The sequence below is a fragment of the Arthrobacter ginsengisoli genome, assembly GCF_031456935.1.
Taxonomy (GTDB): Bacteria; Actinomycetota; Actinomycetes; order Actinomycetales; family Micrococcaceae; genus Arthrobacter; species Arthrobacter ginsengisoli.
The window spans coordinates 185,954-199,819 of the sequence record NZ_JAVDVQ010000006.1; the positions used below are offsets into that span (position 1 = coordinate 185,954).

At 69.6% G+C, this 13,866-nt stretch carries 11 protein-coding genes and 2 pseudogenes; 8 read left to right on the forward strand and 5 right to left on the reverse strand.

Annotated elements, in window-relative coordinates:
- Positions 1 to 9 precede the first annotated feature (9 nt).
- The 4 genes and pseudogenes from J2X01_RS09395 to J2X01_RS09410 all read right to left on the reverse strand — a co-directional run.
- The gene (locus J2X01_RS09395) at positions 10 to 561 is read right to left on the reverse strand and encodes a DUF6023 family protein (protein WP_310056114.1); all 552 of its coding nucleotides are present in this window, start codon (positions 559 to 561) and stop codon (positions 10 to 12) included.
- A 709-nt stretch (positions 562 to 1,270) separates the two neighbouring features.
- Positions 1,271 to 1,756 (reverse strand): DUF6023 family protein, encoded by a 486-nt coding sequence (locus tag J2X01_RS09400; RefSeq protein ID WP_310056117.1) that lies wholly within the window; start codon positions 1,754 to 1,756, stop codon positions 1,271 to 1,273.
- An 89-nt stretch (positions 1,757 to 1,845) separates the two neighbouring features.
- Entirely contained in the window at positions 1,846 to 2,055 is a 210-nt protein-coding gene (locus tag J2X01_RS09405) for a hypothetical protein (protein WP_310056347.1), read from the reverse strand.
- A 100-nt stretch (positions 2,056 to 2,155) separates the two neighbouring features.
- Positions 2,156 to 2,761, reverse strand: a pseudogene (locus J2X01_RS09410) (tRNA ligase subunit PheS family protein); the annotation flags it as partial.
- 50 nt (positions 2,762 to 2,811) lie between these two features.
- On the opposite strand from J2X01_RS09410, the gene J2X01_RS09415 reads away from it, so the two are divergent.
- On the forward strand, positions 2,812 to 3,597 hold the full coding sequence (locus tag J2X01_RS09415) for a MerR family transcriptional regulator (protein WP_310056120.1): 786 nt from the start codon (positions 2,812 to 2,814) through the stop codon (positions 3,595 to 3,597).
- Between the two features lie 66 nt (positions 3,598 to 3,663).
- Positions 3,664 to 5,289: a DUF7059 domain-containing protein gene (locus tag J2X01_RS09420; protein WP_310056123.1), complete on the forward strand. Its 1,626-nt coding sequence runs from the start codon at positions 3,664 to 3,666 to the stop codon at positions 5,287 to 5,289.
- 36 nt (positions 5,290 to 5,325) lie between these two features.
- On the opposite strand, the pseudogene J2X01_RS09425 reads toward J2X01_RS09420, so the two are convergent.
- Positions 5,326 to 6,570: pseudogene (locus J2X01_RS09425) on the reverse strand (MFS transporter); the annotation flags it as partial.
- A 79-nt stretch (positions 6,571 to 6,649) separates the two neighbouring features.
- On the opposite strand from J2X01_RS09425, the gene J2X01_RS09430 reads away from it, so the two are divergent.
- The 6 genes from J2X01_RS09430 to J2X01_RS09455 all read left to right on the forward strand — a co-directional run bounded on the left by J2X01_RS09430 (position 6,650) and on the right by J2X01_RS09455 (position 13,817).
- Positions 6,650 to 7,318, forward strand: a complete 669-nt coding sequence (locus J2X01_RS09430; RefSeq protein WP_310056126.1) for an ArsR/SmtB family transcription factor — start codon at positions 6,650 to 6,652, stop codon at positions 7,316 to 7,318.
- Between the two features lie 181 nt (positions 7,319 to 7,499).
- Positions 7,500 to 10,226, forward strand: coding sequence for a type I DNA topoisomerase (topA, locus tag J2X01_RS09435; protein WP_310056130.1), 2,727 nt, complete (start codon positions 7,500 to 7,502; stop codon positions 10,224 to 10,226).
- A 150-nt stretch (positions 10,227 to 10,376) separates the two neighbouring features.
- Positions 10,377 to 10,826, forward strand: a complete 450-nt coding sequence (locus J2X01_RS09440) for an SseB family protein (RefSeq protein WP_310056132.1) — start codon at positions 10,377 to 10,379, stop codon at positions 10,824 to 10,826.
- A gap of 65 nt (positions 10,827 to 10,891) precedes the next feature.
- The gene (locus tag J2X01_RS09445; protein WP_310056135.1) at positions 10,892 to 11,911 is read left to right on the forward strand and encodes a Ppx/GppA phosphatase family protein; all 1,020 of its coding nucleotides are present in this window, start codon (positions 10,892 to 10,894) and stop codon (positions 11,909 to 11,911) included.
- A gap of 140 nt (positions 11,912 to 12,051) precedes the next feature.
- Entirely contained in the window at positions 12,052 to 12,393 is a 342-nt protein-coding gene (locus J2X01_RS09450; RefSeq protein ID WP_310056138.1) for a YciI family protein, read from the forward strand.
- 44 nt (positions 12,394 to 12,437) lie between these two features.
- Complete coding sequence (locus J2X01_RS09455) at positions 12,438 to 13,817, forward strand: RNA polymerase sigma factor (RefSeq protein ID WP_310056140.1); 1,380 nt, start codon at positions 12,438 to 12,440, stop codon at positions 13,815 to 13,817.
- The last annotated feature ends 49 nt before the right edge of the window (positions 13,818 to 13,866 follow it).

A 13,866-nucleotide genomic window follows, 5' to 3' on the forward strand; every position in this document is an offset into this window, starting at 1 on the left:
CGCGGCACTTCAGATCCGGCTCACCCGGTAGGCAAAATTGGCGCCCGCTTTAGCCTCCACCTTGATGTGGAGCACGACGTCGGCGGGCAGAAAGACCACGTTCACCCGTGACGTCCCGCAACGCAGGCTCAGGTCCACGAGTTCCGTGTCGGCATGGCCCACGCTGAACGACACCCGCCGCGGGCTGCGGCAGGCCAGGGTAACGGCGTAGCTGCCCTCGGGCAGGTTCGCGGTGGTCTCCTCCCGTTCCTCCGCGGCAGCGAGCGTGCCGTAATTGCTGTGGAACACCTGCCCCTCGGCCTCGGGCAGCGCCTCCGCCACCCACGCGTCCAGTTCGGCACCGGTGACGGGCTGGTTGAACATGGGGTCCCGGGGCAAGGCCGCGTCGGTGAAGGCCGGGGCGGATGCGGATTCCGTACCGCTGGCAAAACCATCGTCGTATTCATAGGCGCAGCCGGCCAGGACCGTTCCGAGCACCAGCGCGATCAGGAGTCCCACGGCAGGCGCCGTGCGACTCCGGGGCACGCTCGACGGCATGCCCGACAGCGGAACTGTGGGCATGTGCTGACTGTAACCCCGCGGGTGCGCCGGCGCCAGAGTCCTTCGGTTCCCGCAAAACGCAGGCCCCGCTCTTACTGCGCGGGGCCGCTGAAGCTGATCCGGATCCCGGCGACGGCACCCGTCCCGGGCCCCGGGACGCCGCCGTACCTGGCGAGGTGGGCAGATACCCTCCCCGGTTCCAGGTCAACCAGCGCTTCCGCTGCGCTGCCGCAGTCGAGGTCGAGCTCCAGGAGTGTGCCGCCCTGACGGGCGCCCTGGATGACGGACAGGTGGGCGTCCGGAGCCCCGACGCAGGCTGCGGTGACCTTGTACCGGCCATTCCGTGTGACGGTGCCGAGGCCGAGAATCCGCTGCTGCTGGTGTTACCGATCCCGCCCGATCCGCCGAACAGCAGCCCGTCCGGTGTCCCGAGGACGGCCTCGAGCGCCGACAGATTGCGGGATTCGGCGGCGGCGACTTCCGGATCCCGGATCGGAAGCCGCGCCTGTGCGGGGTACGAACGGGACGCCGGGCCGGAAGCGGCCGGCGAGTCCCCGGCGTCGTCGGCGTATTCACACCCGGCCAGTCCCGCGGCAGCGGCGGCCACAGCCAGCACCAGTGCTGCCCGGACCGTCCGGCGCATCCCCCCAGTAGCAGACATGCACCGAGCCTAACGGCGCGGGCCTCGGCCGCACGTCACGCCGGCGCTGCCGTGTCGCCGTCCCGGCAGCTACGCCGCGGGGACCACCTGGTAGGCGTAAATGAGCGGGGCATCAACGCTTGAGGCGCTGATCCGGAGCGTGCCGGCGGCGGGAACCTTGATGCGTGCCGTTTCGCGGCTGCCGTTGCAGGCCGCCCCGGCCTCGCTCAGCCGGGCGCCGTCAAGGGAGGCCTCGAAGAAGGCCTTGCCGCCGCCGTCGCAGCTGATGGTCAGGACGTAGGTGCCGGCGCCGACTCCGGCTGCGGATTTGGCGATCGGATCCCGGTTGAGGATTTTTCCGGCGTCCTCGAGCACTATCCCGTCGGCCGAGGGAAGCGCCGTGGCCTTCCACGCCGGCACATCGGCCGATTCGATGGAACCGGCCGGTGAGCACGCCGCCGCGGACAGGACGACGGCGGCGCCCGCCGCAACGCCGAGGGCGGCGCGCCCGATGGGCCGGGCGGCGCGCCCGAGGGTGTTCCGGGCACGCAGGGGTCCGGGGAGCAGGAAAGGCATGCCTCCAACTTACCGCCGTTGCCCGGGCCGCCGGTTCCCCGGCTGTCCGGGACCGCGCGTGGCCCGACGCAGCCGCCCCGGCCCCGGACCTATCCGGCGATCAGTTCCAGCACCCGTCCCCGGTGCAGGGCGAGGTACACACGGTCTCGCAGGACGTTGGCTTCTTCGTCCGTCAGCGTCCGGTCGAGTGGTTGCAGCACCAGCCGCAGCAGCACATTCACCTGGTCCCCGGTGAGCCGGAGCCGTTCGACCGCGGCGGCCGGCGGCCCCGACGCCGGGGTGACGGGCCTGATCTCCAAAGCGGCCAGCAGGTCGGCGTCCGCATGTCGCGGAGGCCTTGCGCAGCATCAGTGCGCGGTCCAGCCCCAGTCCCAGGGCGAGGCCGGTCCAGCGGCGCGGCCCGGAGCCGCGGAGGACCTGCGCGGCGACGAGGCCGCATTCGGCCAGTTCCAGCCATTCCCTGCTGCCGTCAGGCTGGGTGACGAGCACGTCGAGCTGCCTGCCCGTGTCCGTGTAGCTGTGCGTTGCCGGGGTCGCGCGCCACTGCACGTCCGGGCACTGGGATGCGGGAAGGACGGCGTCCACGACGGCGGCCATCATCTGCTCCATTTCGGCGCCACCCAGCAGGCCGCGGGCTTTGAGTCTCCAGAGATCCACCTGATGCGGTGCGCCCACGTGGGTGCGGTCGATCGAGTCCCTCCGGTACACCAGGCCGGGCAGCGCATGCAGCCGGTCATAGGGGCCCATTTCCCTGCGCAGCGAGTCCAGCAGGGCCGGCATGCCTGACGACGTGTGGCTCCGCAGCATCACGGTGGAGCTGACGTGCCGTGAGTAGCGCGAATTACGGGTGACGTCGTCGGGGGAGTAGCCCAGCCGGTCGTAGTTTGTCGGCGGTGGCGACGAGCGGGCTGAGCCGGTGGGTCTCGACGTCGCCAGCCCGCCGGAGTCCCGGCTGACCGCCCGCACCGCCGCCCTTGACCTTGACGTGGCGTCAAGCTCTAGCATCGGGTTACGGCCCGGACGCGGCCGGTGCCGAATTGGAAAGGGGTAGCCACGTGGAATGGTCCGTGCAGCAGATCGCCAGGGCCGCCGGGACGACGAGCCGGACGCTGCGTCACTATGACAGCATCGGCCTACTCAAACCCAGCCGCACCGGCGGGAACGGGTACCGGTTCTACGACCAGGCCTGCCTCGTCCGGCTGCAGCGCATCCTGCTCCTGCGCGATCTCGGGCTGGGGCTTCCGGCCATCGCCGCGGTCCTTGACCACGAGCCAGATGCCGCACGCGCCCTGGGGCGGCACCTGGAGTGGCTGGGGCAGGAACAGGACCGGCTGGGGCGGCAGATCGCCTCGGTCCGGCAGACGATTGAAGCATTGACAGCAGGAGGAGAAATCATGGCGGAGAAGATGTTCGACGGTTTCGACCACACCCAGTACCAGGACGAGGTGGAGGAGCGCTGGGGCAAGGACGCGTACGCGAAAAGCGATGCCTGGTGGCGCGGGATGAGCGCGGCCGAGAAGGGCGCCTGGAAGGAGCGTTCCCGGCAGCTGGGCAGCGACTGGATCGCCGCAGCGGAGGCGGGCCTCGCGGCGGACGGCGCCGAGGCGCAGGAGCTGGCCCGGCGGCAGGTCGAGTGGCTCGCCGGAATTCCGGGCACCCCTGCATCGGCGGCAGCCACCGGCGGTATGACAGGCGGCACGAATGGCGGGCTGAAGGCCTACATCACCGGGCTCGGCGAGCTGTACGTCGCCGATCCGCGCTTCGCCGCGAACTACGGCGGCGAGGCCGGGGCGGCCTTCGTCCGCGACGCCCTGCGGATCTACGCCGCGAAGCACCTCTAGGACCCGCGCCCGGGCGGCCCCGGGGCCGCCGGGGCGCGGTCTAAAGACGCGGACTAAGCTTGTCCGGTGACTCCCTCAACGCATTTCACGGCCGGCAATACCCCCGATGCCCCCCGCAGCGACCTTCCCGGCCAGCTCGAATCCCTGGCCGCGGACCTGCGCAGCATCGGCTACACCGTGGACGGTGTCGCCGAACTGCTCGGCGCGGCCGCACACGGCGCACTGAGCCGCGACCAGCTGGTTCCCGCGCTGATCGTCACCGAGACCGCCAGCAGCGGGGAGCCGACGACGGCGGCGCTCGCCGCCGTCGTCCGTTTCTGGCTGCTGGCCGAACCGCAGTCCGCCGCAACACTCGATGCGGCCCTGCCCGGCATCCGGACGGCGGGCCTGCTGGAACTGGGCCTCGTGGAGCCCGCCGCGGAGGGCCTGGTTCAGGCGAAGGTCGATCTGCGGCCGTACGGCTGGGAGAAAAATGACGACGGCAGCGGCGGCGCGGAGCTCTGGGTGGCCAGCGATCTCGCCGCGCACCAGCGCCCCGGTGTGCTGCGCCACGACCACGTGCTCGGAATCGGGCAGGCATCCACCACGCTGGTGCAGGTCACCACCCGCCGCCACGTGGCCCGGGCCCTGGACCTCGGCACCGGCTGCGGCATCCAGACCTTCCACCTGCTGCACCACGCCGAGCACGTGACCGCCACCGATATTTCCGGCCGTGCCCTGGCCTTCACCCGCTTCAACCTGCTGCTTAATGCCGGCCAGCTGCACTTGGACGCCCTGGATCTGGAAGCCCGCGTGAGCCTGCGCCGGGGTTCCCTGCTCGATCCGGTGGCGGGCGAGGAATTTGAGCTGGTGGTCTCCAACCCGCCGTTCGTGATCACGCCGCGCAGCCCGGGTGAGGCCGCCGCGGACCAGTTCACCTACCGTGACGGCGGCCTGCCGGGCGATGACATCGTCGCCGCACTGGTCCGGGCCCTCCCGTCTGTCCTCACCCCCGCCGGAACCGCCCAGCTGCTGGGCAACTGGGAGATCCCGGCGGGCGGGGCCTGGGACGAACGGCCGCGCGGCTGGGCCAGCCCGGACGCGGACGTCTGGTTCATCCAGCGCGAGCAGGTCAGCCCGGAACAGTACGCCGAAACGTGGCTGCAGGACGCCTCCGAGGCCCGCGACCGGCGGCTCTACCAGGACTCGTACGCCGCCTACCTGGACGATTTCGCCTCCCGCCACGTCGAGGCCATCGGCTTCGGGATGATCTGGCTGCGGCGGCCCGCCAACGGCGCCAGGCCGGTGCTGAGGCGCTTCGAGGAGATCACCTATCCGATCGAGCAGCCCGTCGGCCCGCACCTCGGCGCCGCCTTGGAGCGCGCCGATTGGCTGGCCGCCCATGACCTGTCGGCCGCGCACCTGCTCGTGGCCGAGGATGTCACCGAGGAGCGGCACCAGCGCCCCGGCGCTGAACACCCCGGCGTGATCCTGCTGCGCCAGGGTGCCGGGCTCCGCCGCACCAACCTGCTGAGCACCGAGCTGGCCGGCTTTGTCTCAGCGTGCGATGGTGACCTGTCCGTCGGGCAGATCATCGGAGCCCTCGAGGCGCTGCTGGGCGGGGGCGAGGACTGGGACAGCGGAACCTTCCGCAGCGGGCTCCTCACCGAGGTGGGAAACCTGGTCCGGGACGGCTTCCTGCTGCCCGCCTGACGCGGCTGGTCGTGCCGCGCCCTCGCTGCCGAAACGCGGCAGGACATACGCGGCGAGGGCCAGGGCCGCCACGACCCCGCCCGCTCCGGCGACCAAAAAGCTCATCCGGATCGGGAGCAGGGCGCCGAGCAGCCCGCCCAGTGCCAGGGCGCCGATGGACACTGCCCGGGTCAGGCCGCCGATGATCGCCATCGCCTGGCCCCGGCCGGATTCCGGGATCCGCAGGATCACAATCGCCCCGAAGCAGGCGTTCAGCACCCCGCAGGCGGCCCCCATCGCTGTGTAGGCCACGAACAACAGTTCCATGTTCGGCACCTGCGCCATGATCCCCAGAAAGGCCGAAGTCAGGGCCATCGAGGCCAGCAGCGCGCGCAGGCGGGCTTGAGGAGTCCTGATCCGGCTGGCCAGCGCCGCGCCGGAGGCCATGCCCAGACCAAACGACGCGGCCAGCAGCCCGTACTGCATTTCGCTCGCGCCGAGCTCGTCGCGGGCCAGGAACACCTCGAGGACGTTGGTCGCCTCGCCGACGGTGATGAAGAACAGCGCGCCAAGGACCAGCGCCCAGACCAGGCCGTCCCGCCGGAGGTGGCGCAGTCCGTCCAGCAGGGCGGGATGCTCCTTGCCGGCCCGTTCGGCCGCCGTGCCGCGGCGGGTCCGGATCAGCATGGCACCCACGGCCATCGCCAGGTAGCAGCCGGTGGCGACGGCAAAGACCAGGCCGGATCCGCCCCAGCCGCTGAGCAGCCCGCCGGCTGCCGGTCCCACCATGCCGGCGATCATGATGGTGGCCTGCATCGTGCCCAGGGCCCGCGGGGTCCGTTCCTCGCCCACGATCCTGGGCAGCAGGGCCTGCCAGGTGGGCCCGGCCACGGCCTGGGCCGTGTCGAGGAGGAAAGTCATGGCGAACAGCACCGGCAGGTAGTTGTCCAGGTTCTGCATTCCCAGGCCCATGCCGGCGACGGCGGCGGCACTGACCACGGACGACGCCGTCGCGAGCGTCCGCGAATCCCGGGTGTCCGCCAGCCGGCCCGCCCACGGGGCCAGCAGTACCAGGGGCAGGGCCGAGCAGAGCAGATAGGCCGCCACGAGCCAGGGCCCGGCAACAGCCGTCTGGCCGGCGGCGGCCAGGTTCTGCAAGTGCAGCATGACGCTGATGATGACGGCGCCCAGGCCCGCCGTGGCGATGAAGCGGGCACTGCCGGCGAGCACGAAATCGTGGTTGCGCCAGAGCGGCTGCGCGGCCACGGCTTCCTCCGGCGCATTATGAAATGCCTGTTTCATAAGCAGCAAACTACCCCGCGGCGGAATTGAGTGTCAAGCATTTGTTTCATAGTTTGCCGGCGCTCGGTAGAATGGGGGAGTGACTACAGAAACCCCAGCGGCGGAGCCACCGGTGCCCCCGGCCCCCAAACGCCGGCAGCGCGCGGAAAAGAAAGTGGAAATCACCGACCCGAAGGCGATCCGGGCGCTGGCCCACGCCGCCCGGCTGGAAGTCATTTCCGAGCTGTATTCCACCCAGGTAAGCCGGACCGCCACCGAACTCGCCGCGCAGACCGGCCTCACGCCGAGCGCCATGAGCTACCACCTGCGCGCCCTGCAGAAATGGGGCATTGTGGTGCCCGCCGCCACCGCCGGAGACGCCCGGGAACGCCGCTGGAAAGCCGCGGGCACTGACTTCACGATCAACTCCGGCGGAGGCGTGGCGAGCCCCGAATTCGCCGTGCTCGATCTCGAACTGGACGCCTACCGCCGCCGTGTCAACGCCTACGCCAGGACCCGCGACGGGCAGCGCCGGCGCGGCGAGGCAGTGGACGGACCCTCCTCCGTGGTGCTGGCCAGCAATCTGCTGTATTTAACGCCGGACCAGCGTGCGGACCTGAATCACCGGATCTTCGAGCTGCTTCGGGACTACGAACTGGAGGACCCGGACCACATCCCCGAGGGTGCGGAGCGGATGGCGACCATGTGGTCGATGATCCCGGATGACCGCGGAACGGCCCAGGGGAACCCCGGTGCCGGCCCCGCCTGACAGGCTCCGTGCCGGCGCCGCCGCACCGGCCGAAAGCGTACCGCAGGGAGGGTTTCTTACGCCCGGATGCCGTGTCCGGGACCCCGTAGTTTCAGGCGGAATGCGCGGGAATCCGCAAAATATGGTGAACTAGGCGGGTATGGGCGCATCTGCCCGAGCAACCTTTTTCTGTAGGAGCACCGTGCCAAGTAAGGCCAAAACCGGTAAGAAACTCGTGATTGTGGAGTCTCCCGCCAAGAGCAAAACCATCGCCAAGTACCTCGGCGAGGGCTTCATTGTTGAGGCCTCCATTGGTCACATCCGCGACCTCCCGCAGCCTTCGGAACTGCCGGCGGAACTGAAGAAGACCGCGGTGGGCAAGTTCGCCGTCGACATTGATAACGACTTCAAGCCGTACTACGTGGTGTCCCCGGACAAGAAGAAAAAGGTCGCCGAACTCAAGGCCCAGCTCAAAGACGCTGACGCTCTCTATCTCGCAACCGATGGGGACCGCGAGGGCGAGGCCATCGCGTGGCACCTGCTGGAAGTGCTCAAGCCCAAGGTTCCGGTCTACCGGATGACCTTCGGTGAAATCACCAAGGAAGCCATCCACCGCGCCATGGACAACCTGCGCGACGTCGACCAGGACCTCGTGGACGCGCAGGAAACCCGCCGTGTGCTCGACCGGCTCTACGGCTACGAGATCTCCCCGGTGCTCTGGCGCAAGGTGGCCCGCGGCCTCTCCGCCGGCCGTGTGCAGTCCGTGGTGACCCGCATGGTCGTGGACCGCGAGCGTGAGCGGATGGCCTTCAAGTCGGCGTCCTACTGGGACCTGACCGGCCAGTTCGGCGCAGGTTCCGGCTCCTTCAAGGCCAAACTCGCCATGGTCGACGGCGCCAAGGTCGCCAGCGGCCGCGACTTCAACGACAACGGTGAGCTCACCTCGCGCAACGCCGTGCACCTCAACGAGGATCTGGCCACCTCCCTCGCCGCGGGCCTGCAGGACGCCGATTTCCGCGTCCGCTCCGTCGACACCAAGCCCTACACGCGCCGCCCGGCCGCACCGTTCACCACCTCGACGCTCCAGCAGGAGGCCGGCCGCAAGCTGCGCTTCTCCTCCAAGAGCACCATGCAGGTGGCCCAGCGGCTGTACGAAAACGGCTACATCACCTATATGCGTACGGACTCCTCCGCGCTGAGCAACGAGGCCGTCACGGCCGCGCGGCGCCAGGCCTCCGAGCTGTACGGCCCGGAATACATCCCCGCGTCCCCGCGCGTCTACAGCGGCAAGGCAGCCAACGCGCAGGAGGCCCACGAGGCCATCCGTCCCGCCGGCGACTCCTTCCGCACGCCGGCCCAGGTGGCCAAACAGCTGTCCGGCGACGAGTTCCGCCTCTACGAGCTGATCTGGAAGCGCACCGTCGCCTCGCAGATGGCCGACGCCAAGGGCTCCACCGCCACGATCCGCCTCGGCGCCATTGCTGCCGACGGCCGCGACGCCGAATTCTCGGCCTCCGGCACCGTCATCACCTTCCCCGGCTTCCTCGCCGCCTACGAAGAAGGCAAAGACGAAAGCCGCGGCGACGACGAGTCCGAGGAAGCCCGCCGGCTGCCCAACGTGGCCAAGGACGACGCGCTCACCGCCTCGGAGATCGTTGCCGTCGGGCACGAGACGTCCCCGCCGCCGCGTTACACCGAAGCGTCGCTGACCGCCGAGCTGGAAAAGAAGGGCATCGGCCGGCCGTCCACCTACGCCTCCACGATCTCCACCATCCAGGACCGAGGCTACGTCCGGAAGCAGGGCTCCGCGCTGGTCCCGAGCTGGATCGCGTTCTCCGTGATCCGGCTGCTCGAACAGCACTTCCACGACTACGTGGACTACGAATTCACGGCCGACATGGAAGCCGACCTCGACAAAATCGCCAACGGCCAGGCCGAGGGACCCGCGTGGCTCAAGCACTTCTACTTCGGCGAGGATTCCGAGCCCGGACTGCTGAGCATCGTCAACAACCTGGGTGAGATCGACGCCCGCGAAATCAACTCCATTCCGATCACCGAGGGCATCACGCTGCGGGTCGGGAAGTTCGGCCCGTACCTGGAAAGCTCGGTCCCGACGGTCGATCCAAAGACCGGCGAAGTCGTGGAGGCCGCCCGCGCCAATGTCCCCGAGGATCTGGCACCGGATGAGCTCACCGCGGCCAAGGCCGTCGAGCTGATGGAAACCGCCGCCCCCGAAGAGCGTGTGCTCGGCGCGGACCCGCACACCGGGCATACCGTCGTGGCCAAGAACGGCCGCTACGGCGCCTATGTCACCGAGGTCATCCCGGAAATGACCGAGGAGCAGCTCGCAAACCAGCCGGTGGAATACTACAAGAACGGCAAGCCCAAGCCGCCGAAGAAGCCCGTCAAGGCCAAGCCCCGCACCGGGTCGCTGTTCGCCTCGATGAGCGTGGAAACCATCTCCCTGGACGAGGCCCTGCAGCTCATGAGCCTGCCCCGGGTGCTCGGCCAGGACGCCGACGGCAACCCGATCACCGTGCAGAACGGCCGCTTCGGCCCGTACCTGAAGAAGGGCACGGACTCCCGGTCCATCGGCTCGGAGGAGGAAATCTTCACGATCACCCTCGAGCAGGCGCTGGAGATCTACTCCCAGCCGAAGCAGCGCGGCGCCCGTGCCGCCGTCCCGCCGCTGGCGGAATTCGGCCCGGACCCGGTTTCGGAGAAGAACATTGTGGTGAAGGAAGGCCGCTTCGGCCCGTACATCACCGACGGCATCACCAACATCACGGTGCCGCGATCCACCGCGCTGGAGGAGCTCACCCGCGAACAGGCCGTCGAACTCCTCGCGGAGAAGCGTGCCAAGGGACCGGTCAAGCGCACGACGACGGCCCGGAAGGCCCCGGCCCGCAAGGCCGCCGCCAAGAAGTAGCCCAGCCACACCGAAGTCGCCGGAACCTCGATCGGGCTGCCACCTCGAGGTCGCCGGAAACGTGCGGGTTCGCCGGAAGTTCCGGCGACTTCGCAGGCTTCCGGCGATCTCGCGTTTGCGGACCCGGGCGCAACGTGATCGAGTAGGGATATGACTGAACAGCCCGATCACTTGGACCTCCAGCCGCTGAACGACCTCGAAGAGAAGCTTGCCCGCGGGGAGGAACCCGACGCCAACCCCGTTGACGTCATCCTCGCGTTCCTGAACAACGAGGTCTACATCGTCAGCGCCGATGCCCTCGAAGGAGCCGATTCCCAGGTCGAGCCGCTCGTGCTGGCCAACTCCGCCGGGAAGCCTGTCCTGGCCGTGTTCTCCCACCCGAGCCGCGTTACCGAGCAGTACCTGGCCGCCGCGCCCAACGTGCTCGGCACCCAGGGCGCCGCGATCCTCGGCAACCTCGGCGACGACCTCGGCATGGTCATCAATCCCGGTGCAGCCTTCGGCTTCGAGATCGATCCGGAAGGCGTGGCGAACATCCGCCGGGACTTCAAGCCGGCAGACGAGGACGATGACACCGCCGGCGAGGTCGGCCAGCCCTAAGCGGGCTGGCACCGCGGCCGCCGGTCCGTTAGGCGGGCCGCGTTCCCCGGGGGAATAATGGCACCATGCGTCTTGGCGTCCTCGATATTGGTTCAAACACCGTCCACCTCCTGCTCGTGGATGCCCACCCTGGTGCGCGGCCGGTGCCTTTCGCCTCGCACAAACGCCCGCTGTCCCTCGTGCAGTTCCTCGAGAGCGACGGCAGCATCAACGACGCCGGGCAGCATGAGCTGATCGAGTTCGTCCTCGAAGCATGGGAATTCGCGGCCAAGCACAAGGCCGAGGACTTGCTGGCGTTCTGTACCTCCGCGATCCGCGAGGCAACCAATGGGGCTGCTGTCCTGGCCCGCGTCAAGCACGAGACCACTGTGACGCTGCGGGAGCTGACCGGCAGCGAGGAAGCCTCGATGACGTTCTTCGCCGTCCGCCGCTGGTACGGCTGGGGCGCCGGACCCATGCTGAACCTGGATATCGGCGGCGGGTCCTTCGAAATGGCCTACGGGGAGGACGAACTCCCCGAACTCGCGACTTCCGTCCCGCTCGGAGCGAGCCGGCTCACCCGGGACTGGCTGCAGCACGACCCGCCGTCGGCCAAGAGCGTCAAGGACCTGCGGCGCTATATCCGGGCCACGCTGAAGCCCGTCGTGCGTGACTTCACGAAGCTGGGCAAGGCGAACCACGTGGCGGGCACGTCCAAGACCTTCCGCTCGCTGGCCCGCATCGCCGGGGCCGCGCCGAGCGGTGCCGGCCCTTACGTCAAGCGGGAGCTGTTCGCCACGGATCTGGGCCTCTGGGCGCAGCGCATCTCGGCCATGGAGGTCGAGGACCGGCTCAACCTTCCCGGTGTCTCGGAAGCCCGCGCCCCTCAACTGCTGGCAGGGGCCCTGGTGGCCGAAGCCGCCCTCGAAATGTTTGAGTTTCCCAGCATGGAGATCTGCCCCTGGGCCCTCCGCGAGGGCCTGATCCTCCGCCGGCTGGATCAGCTGGTCTTCGAGGGTCCGCTGCAGCCGGCCCCCCACGTGACCCAGACCGACCACCCCTCCGAGCCGCAGACGCCCGACGCCGAGGAGCCCGAGTCAACGTAGGGCTCCGCCCGGCGGACGCCCGGTGAGCGTTTCCCCCGGCCTGATGTCAGGCGGCCGTCTGTCGATCCGGGGGCAGGCCGTTCGTCTAGTAGGTGAGAGGCCGGCAGGGAGCCGGCCGCTTAGTCAAGGAGGACAGCACCATGGCACAGTACCTGCTCAGTGTTTACCAGCCCGTTGGCCCGGCCCCGGCCCCGGACGTTCTCGAACCCATCATGCGGGACGTCGAGGCCCTGAACCGCGAAATGAAGGACGCCGGCGTCTGGGTTTTTGGCGCCGGCCTGCATCCCACCGACACCGCCACTGTTGTGCGGCAGCAGGGCACCGAGGTGCTGATCACGGACGGTCCCTTCGCCGAAGCCAAGGAGCACCTCGGCGGTTTCTCCGTCATCGAGGCGGCGGACCTCGACGTTGCCCTCGGCTGGGCCGGCAAGCTGGCCCGCGCCACCACCCTACCCATCGAAGTGCGGCCTATCCAGCACTAGGCACCACCCGGACCAGGCAGCACCGGGACCAGGGACCACCGGGAATGGCCCGCGAACCAGCGTCCGCCGCGCCGCCGCCGGAGCCCGCACCGCCGCCGCCGGCCCCTGGGGCGCCGGCGGCGGGGGACTTCGCCCGCGTCTTCCGGGAGGAGTACGGGCGTGCCGTCGCCGTGCTGACCCGTGTTCTGGGGGATATCGACGAGGCCGAGGACGCCGTCCAGGATGCCTTCACGCTCGCGCTCCGGCACTGGCCGTCCGCCGGCATCCCGCGAAGCACGGCGGCCTGGATCATCACCACGGCCCGGAACCGGGCGATCGACCGGCTGCGCCGGGAAGCCGGGCGCGAGGACAAACAGCTCAGGGCGGCACGGCTGGAGGCGGCGCGTGCCGCCGTACCGCGGACGCCCGAGGAGCAGGTCGTCGCGGAACTCTCGAAGGAGGGCACGGTGGACGATGACCGTTTGCGGCTGATATTCACGTGCTGCCACCCGGCCCTGGCCACCAATGTCCAGGTGGCCCTGACACTCCGGCTGCTGGGTGGACTCACGACGGCGGAAATCGCCCGCGCTTTCCTGGTGCCGGAATCGACCATGGCCCAGCGCCTGGTCCGGGCCAAGGCCAAAATCCGGGATGCCAGGATTCCGTACCGGGTGCCTCCGGGTGCGGAGCTTCCGGCGCGCCTGCCGGCGGTGCTCGCGGTGGTGTACCTCATCTTCAACGAGGGCTACAGTTCCAGCTCCGGCGGGCCCCTGATCCGGGCCGACCTCTGCCGGGAGGCGATCAGGCTGGGCCGCCTGCTGGCGGCGCTGATGCCGGACGAACCCGAGGTCAGCGGGCTGCTGGCCCTCATGCTGCTGACCGAATCACGGCGCGGCGCGAGGCAAGCCTACGGCGGCCTGGTGCTCCTGGCGGATCAGGACCGCCGCCTGTGGGACCGTGCCCTGATCGCCGAAGGCCAGGCGCTGGTTCGTCGCTGTTTGCGGCGGAACCAGCCGGGACCATACCAGTTGCAGGCCGCGATCAACGCCGTGCACAGCGCCGCACCCGAGGCCGCAGCAACGGACTGGCGGCAGGTCCTCCGGCTCTACGACCAGCTCCTCGAGGTCGCGCCCGGGCCGGTTGTGGAGCTCAACCGGGCCGTGGCCCTCGCCGAGGTCGAAGGCCCGGAAGCTGCGCTGCGCCTCGCCGACGCGCTCGGCCTGGAGAACTACAGTCCGTTCCACGCTGTCCGCGCCGATTTCCTCGTCCGGCTGGGCCGCCTTGATGAGGCCGTGGCAGCGTACACCTCCGCCCTGAGGCTGGTCCGGAACGCTGCCGACCGGAGATTCCTGGAAGCCCGCCTGCGTGACGTCGGCCCGCGGGCCGCGAACTCTGCTGCGGGCCCGGGCCCGGGACCATCTCCCGGAGAAGGAGACCCCTCCTAACGGAGAAAGGCACCGGCGGTCAGCTGCGGGAAAATGGGGGAAAACCCGC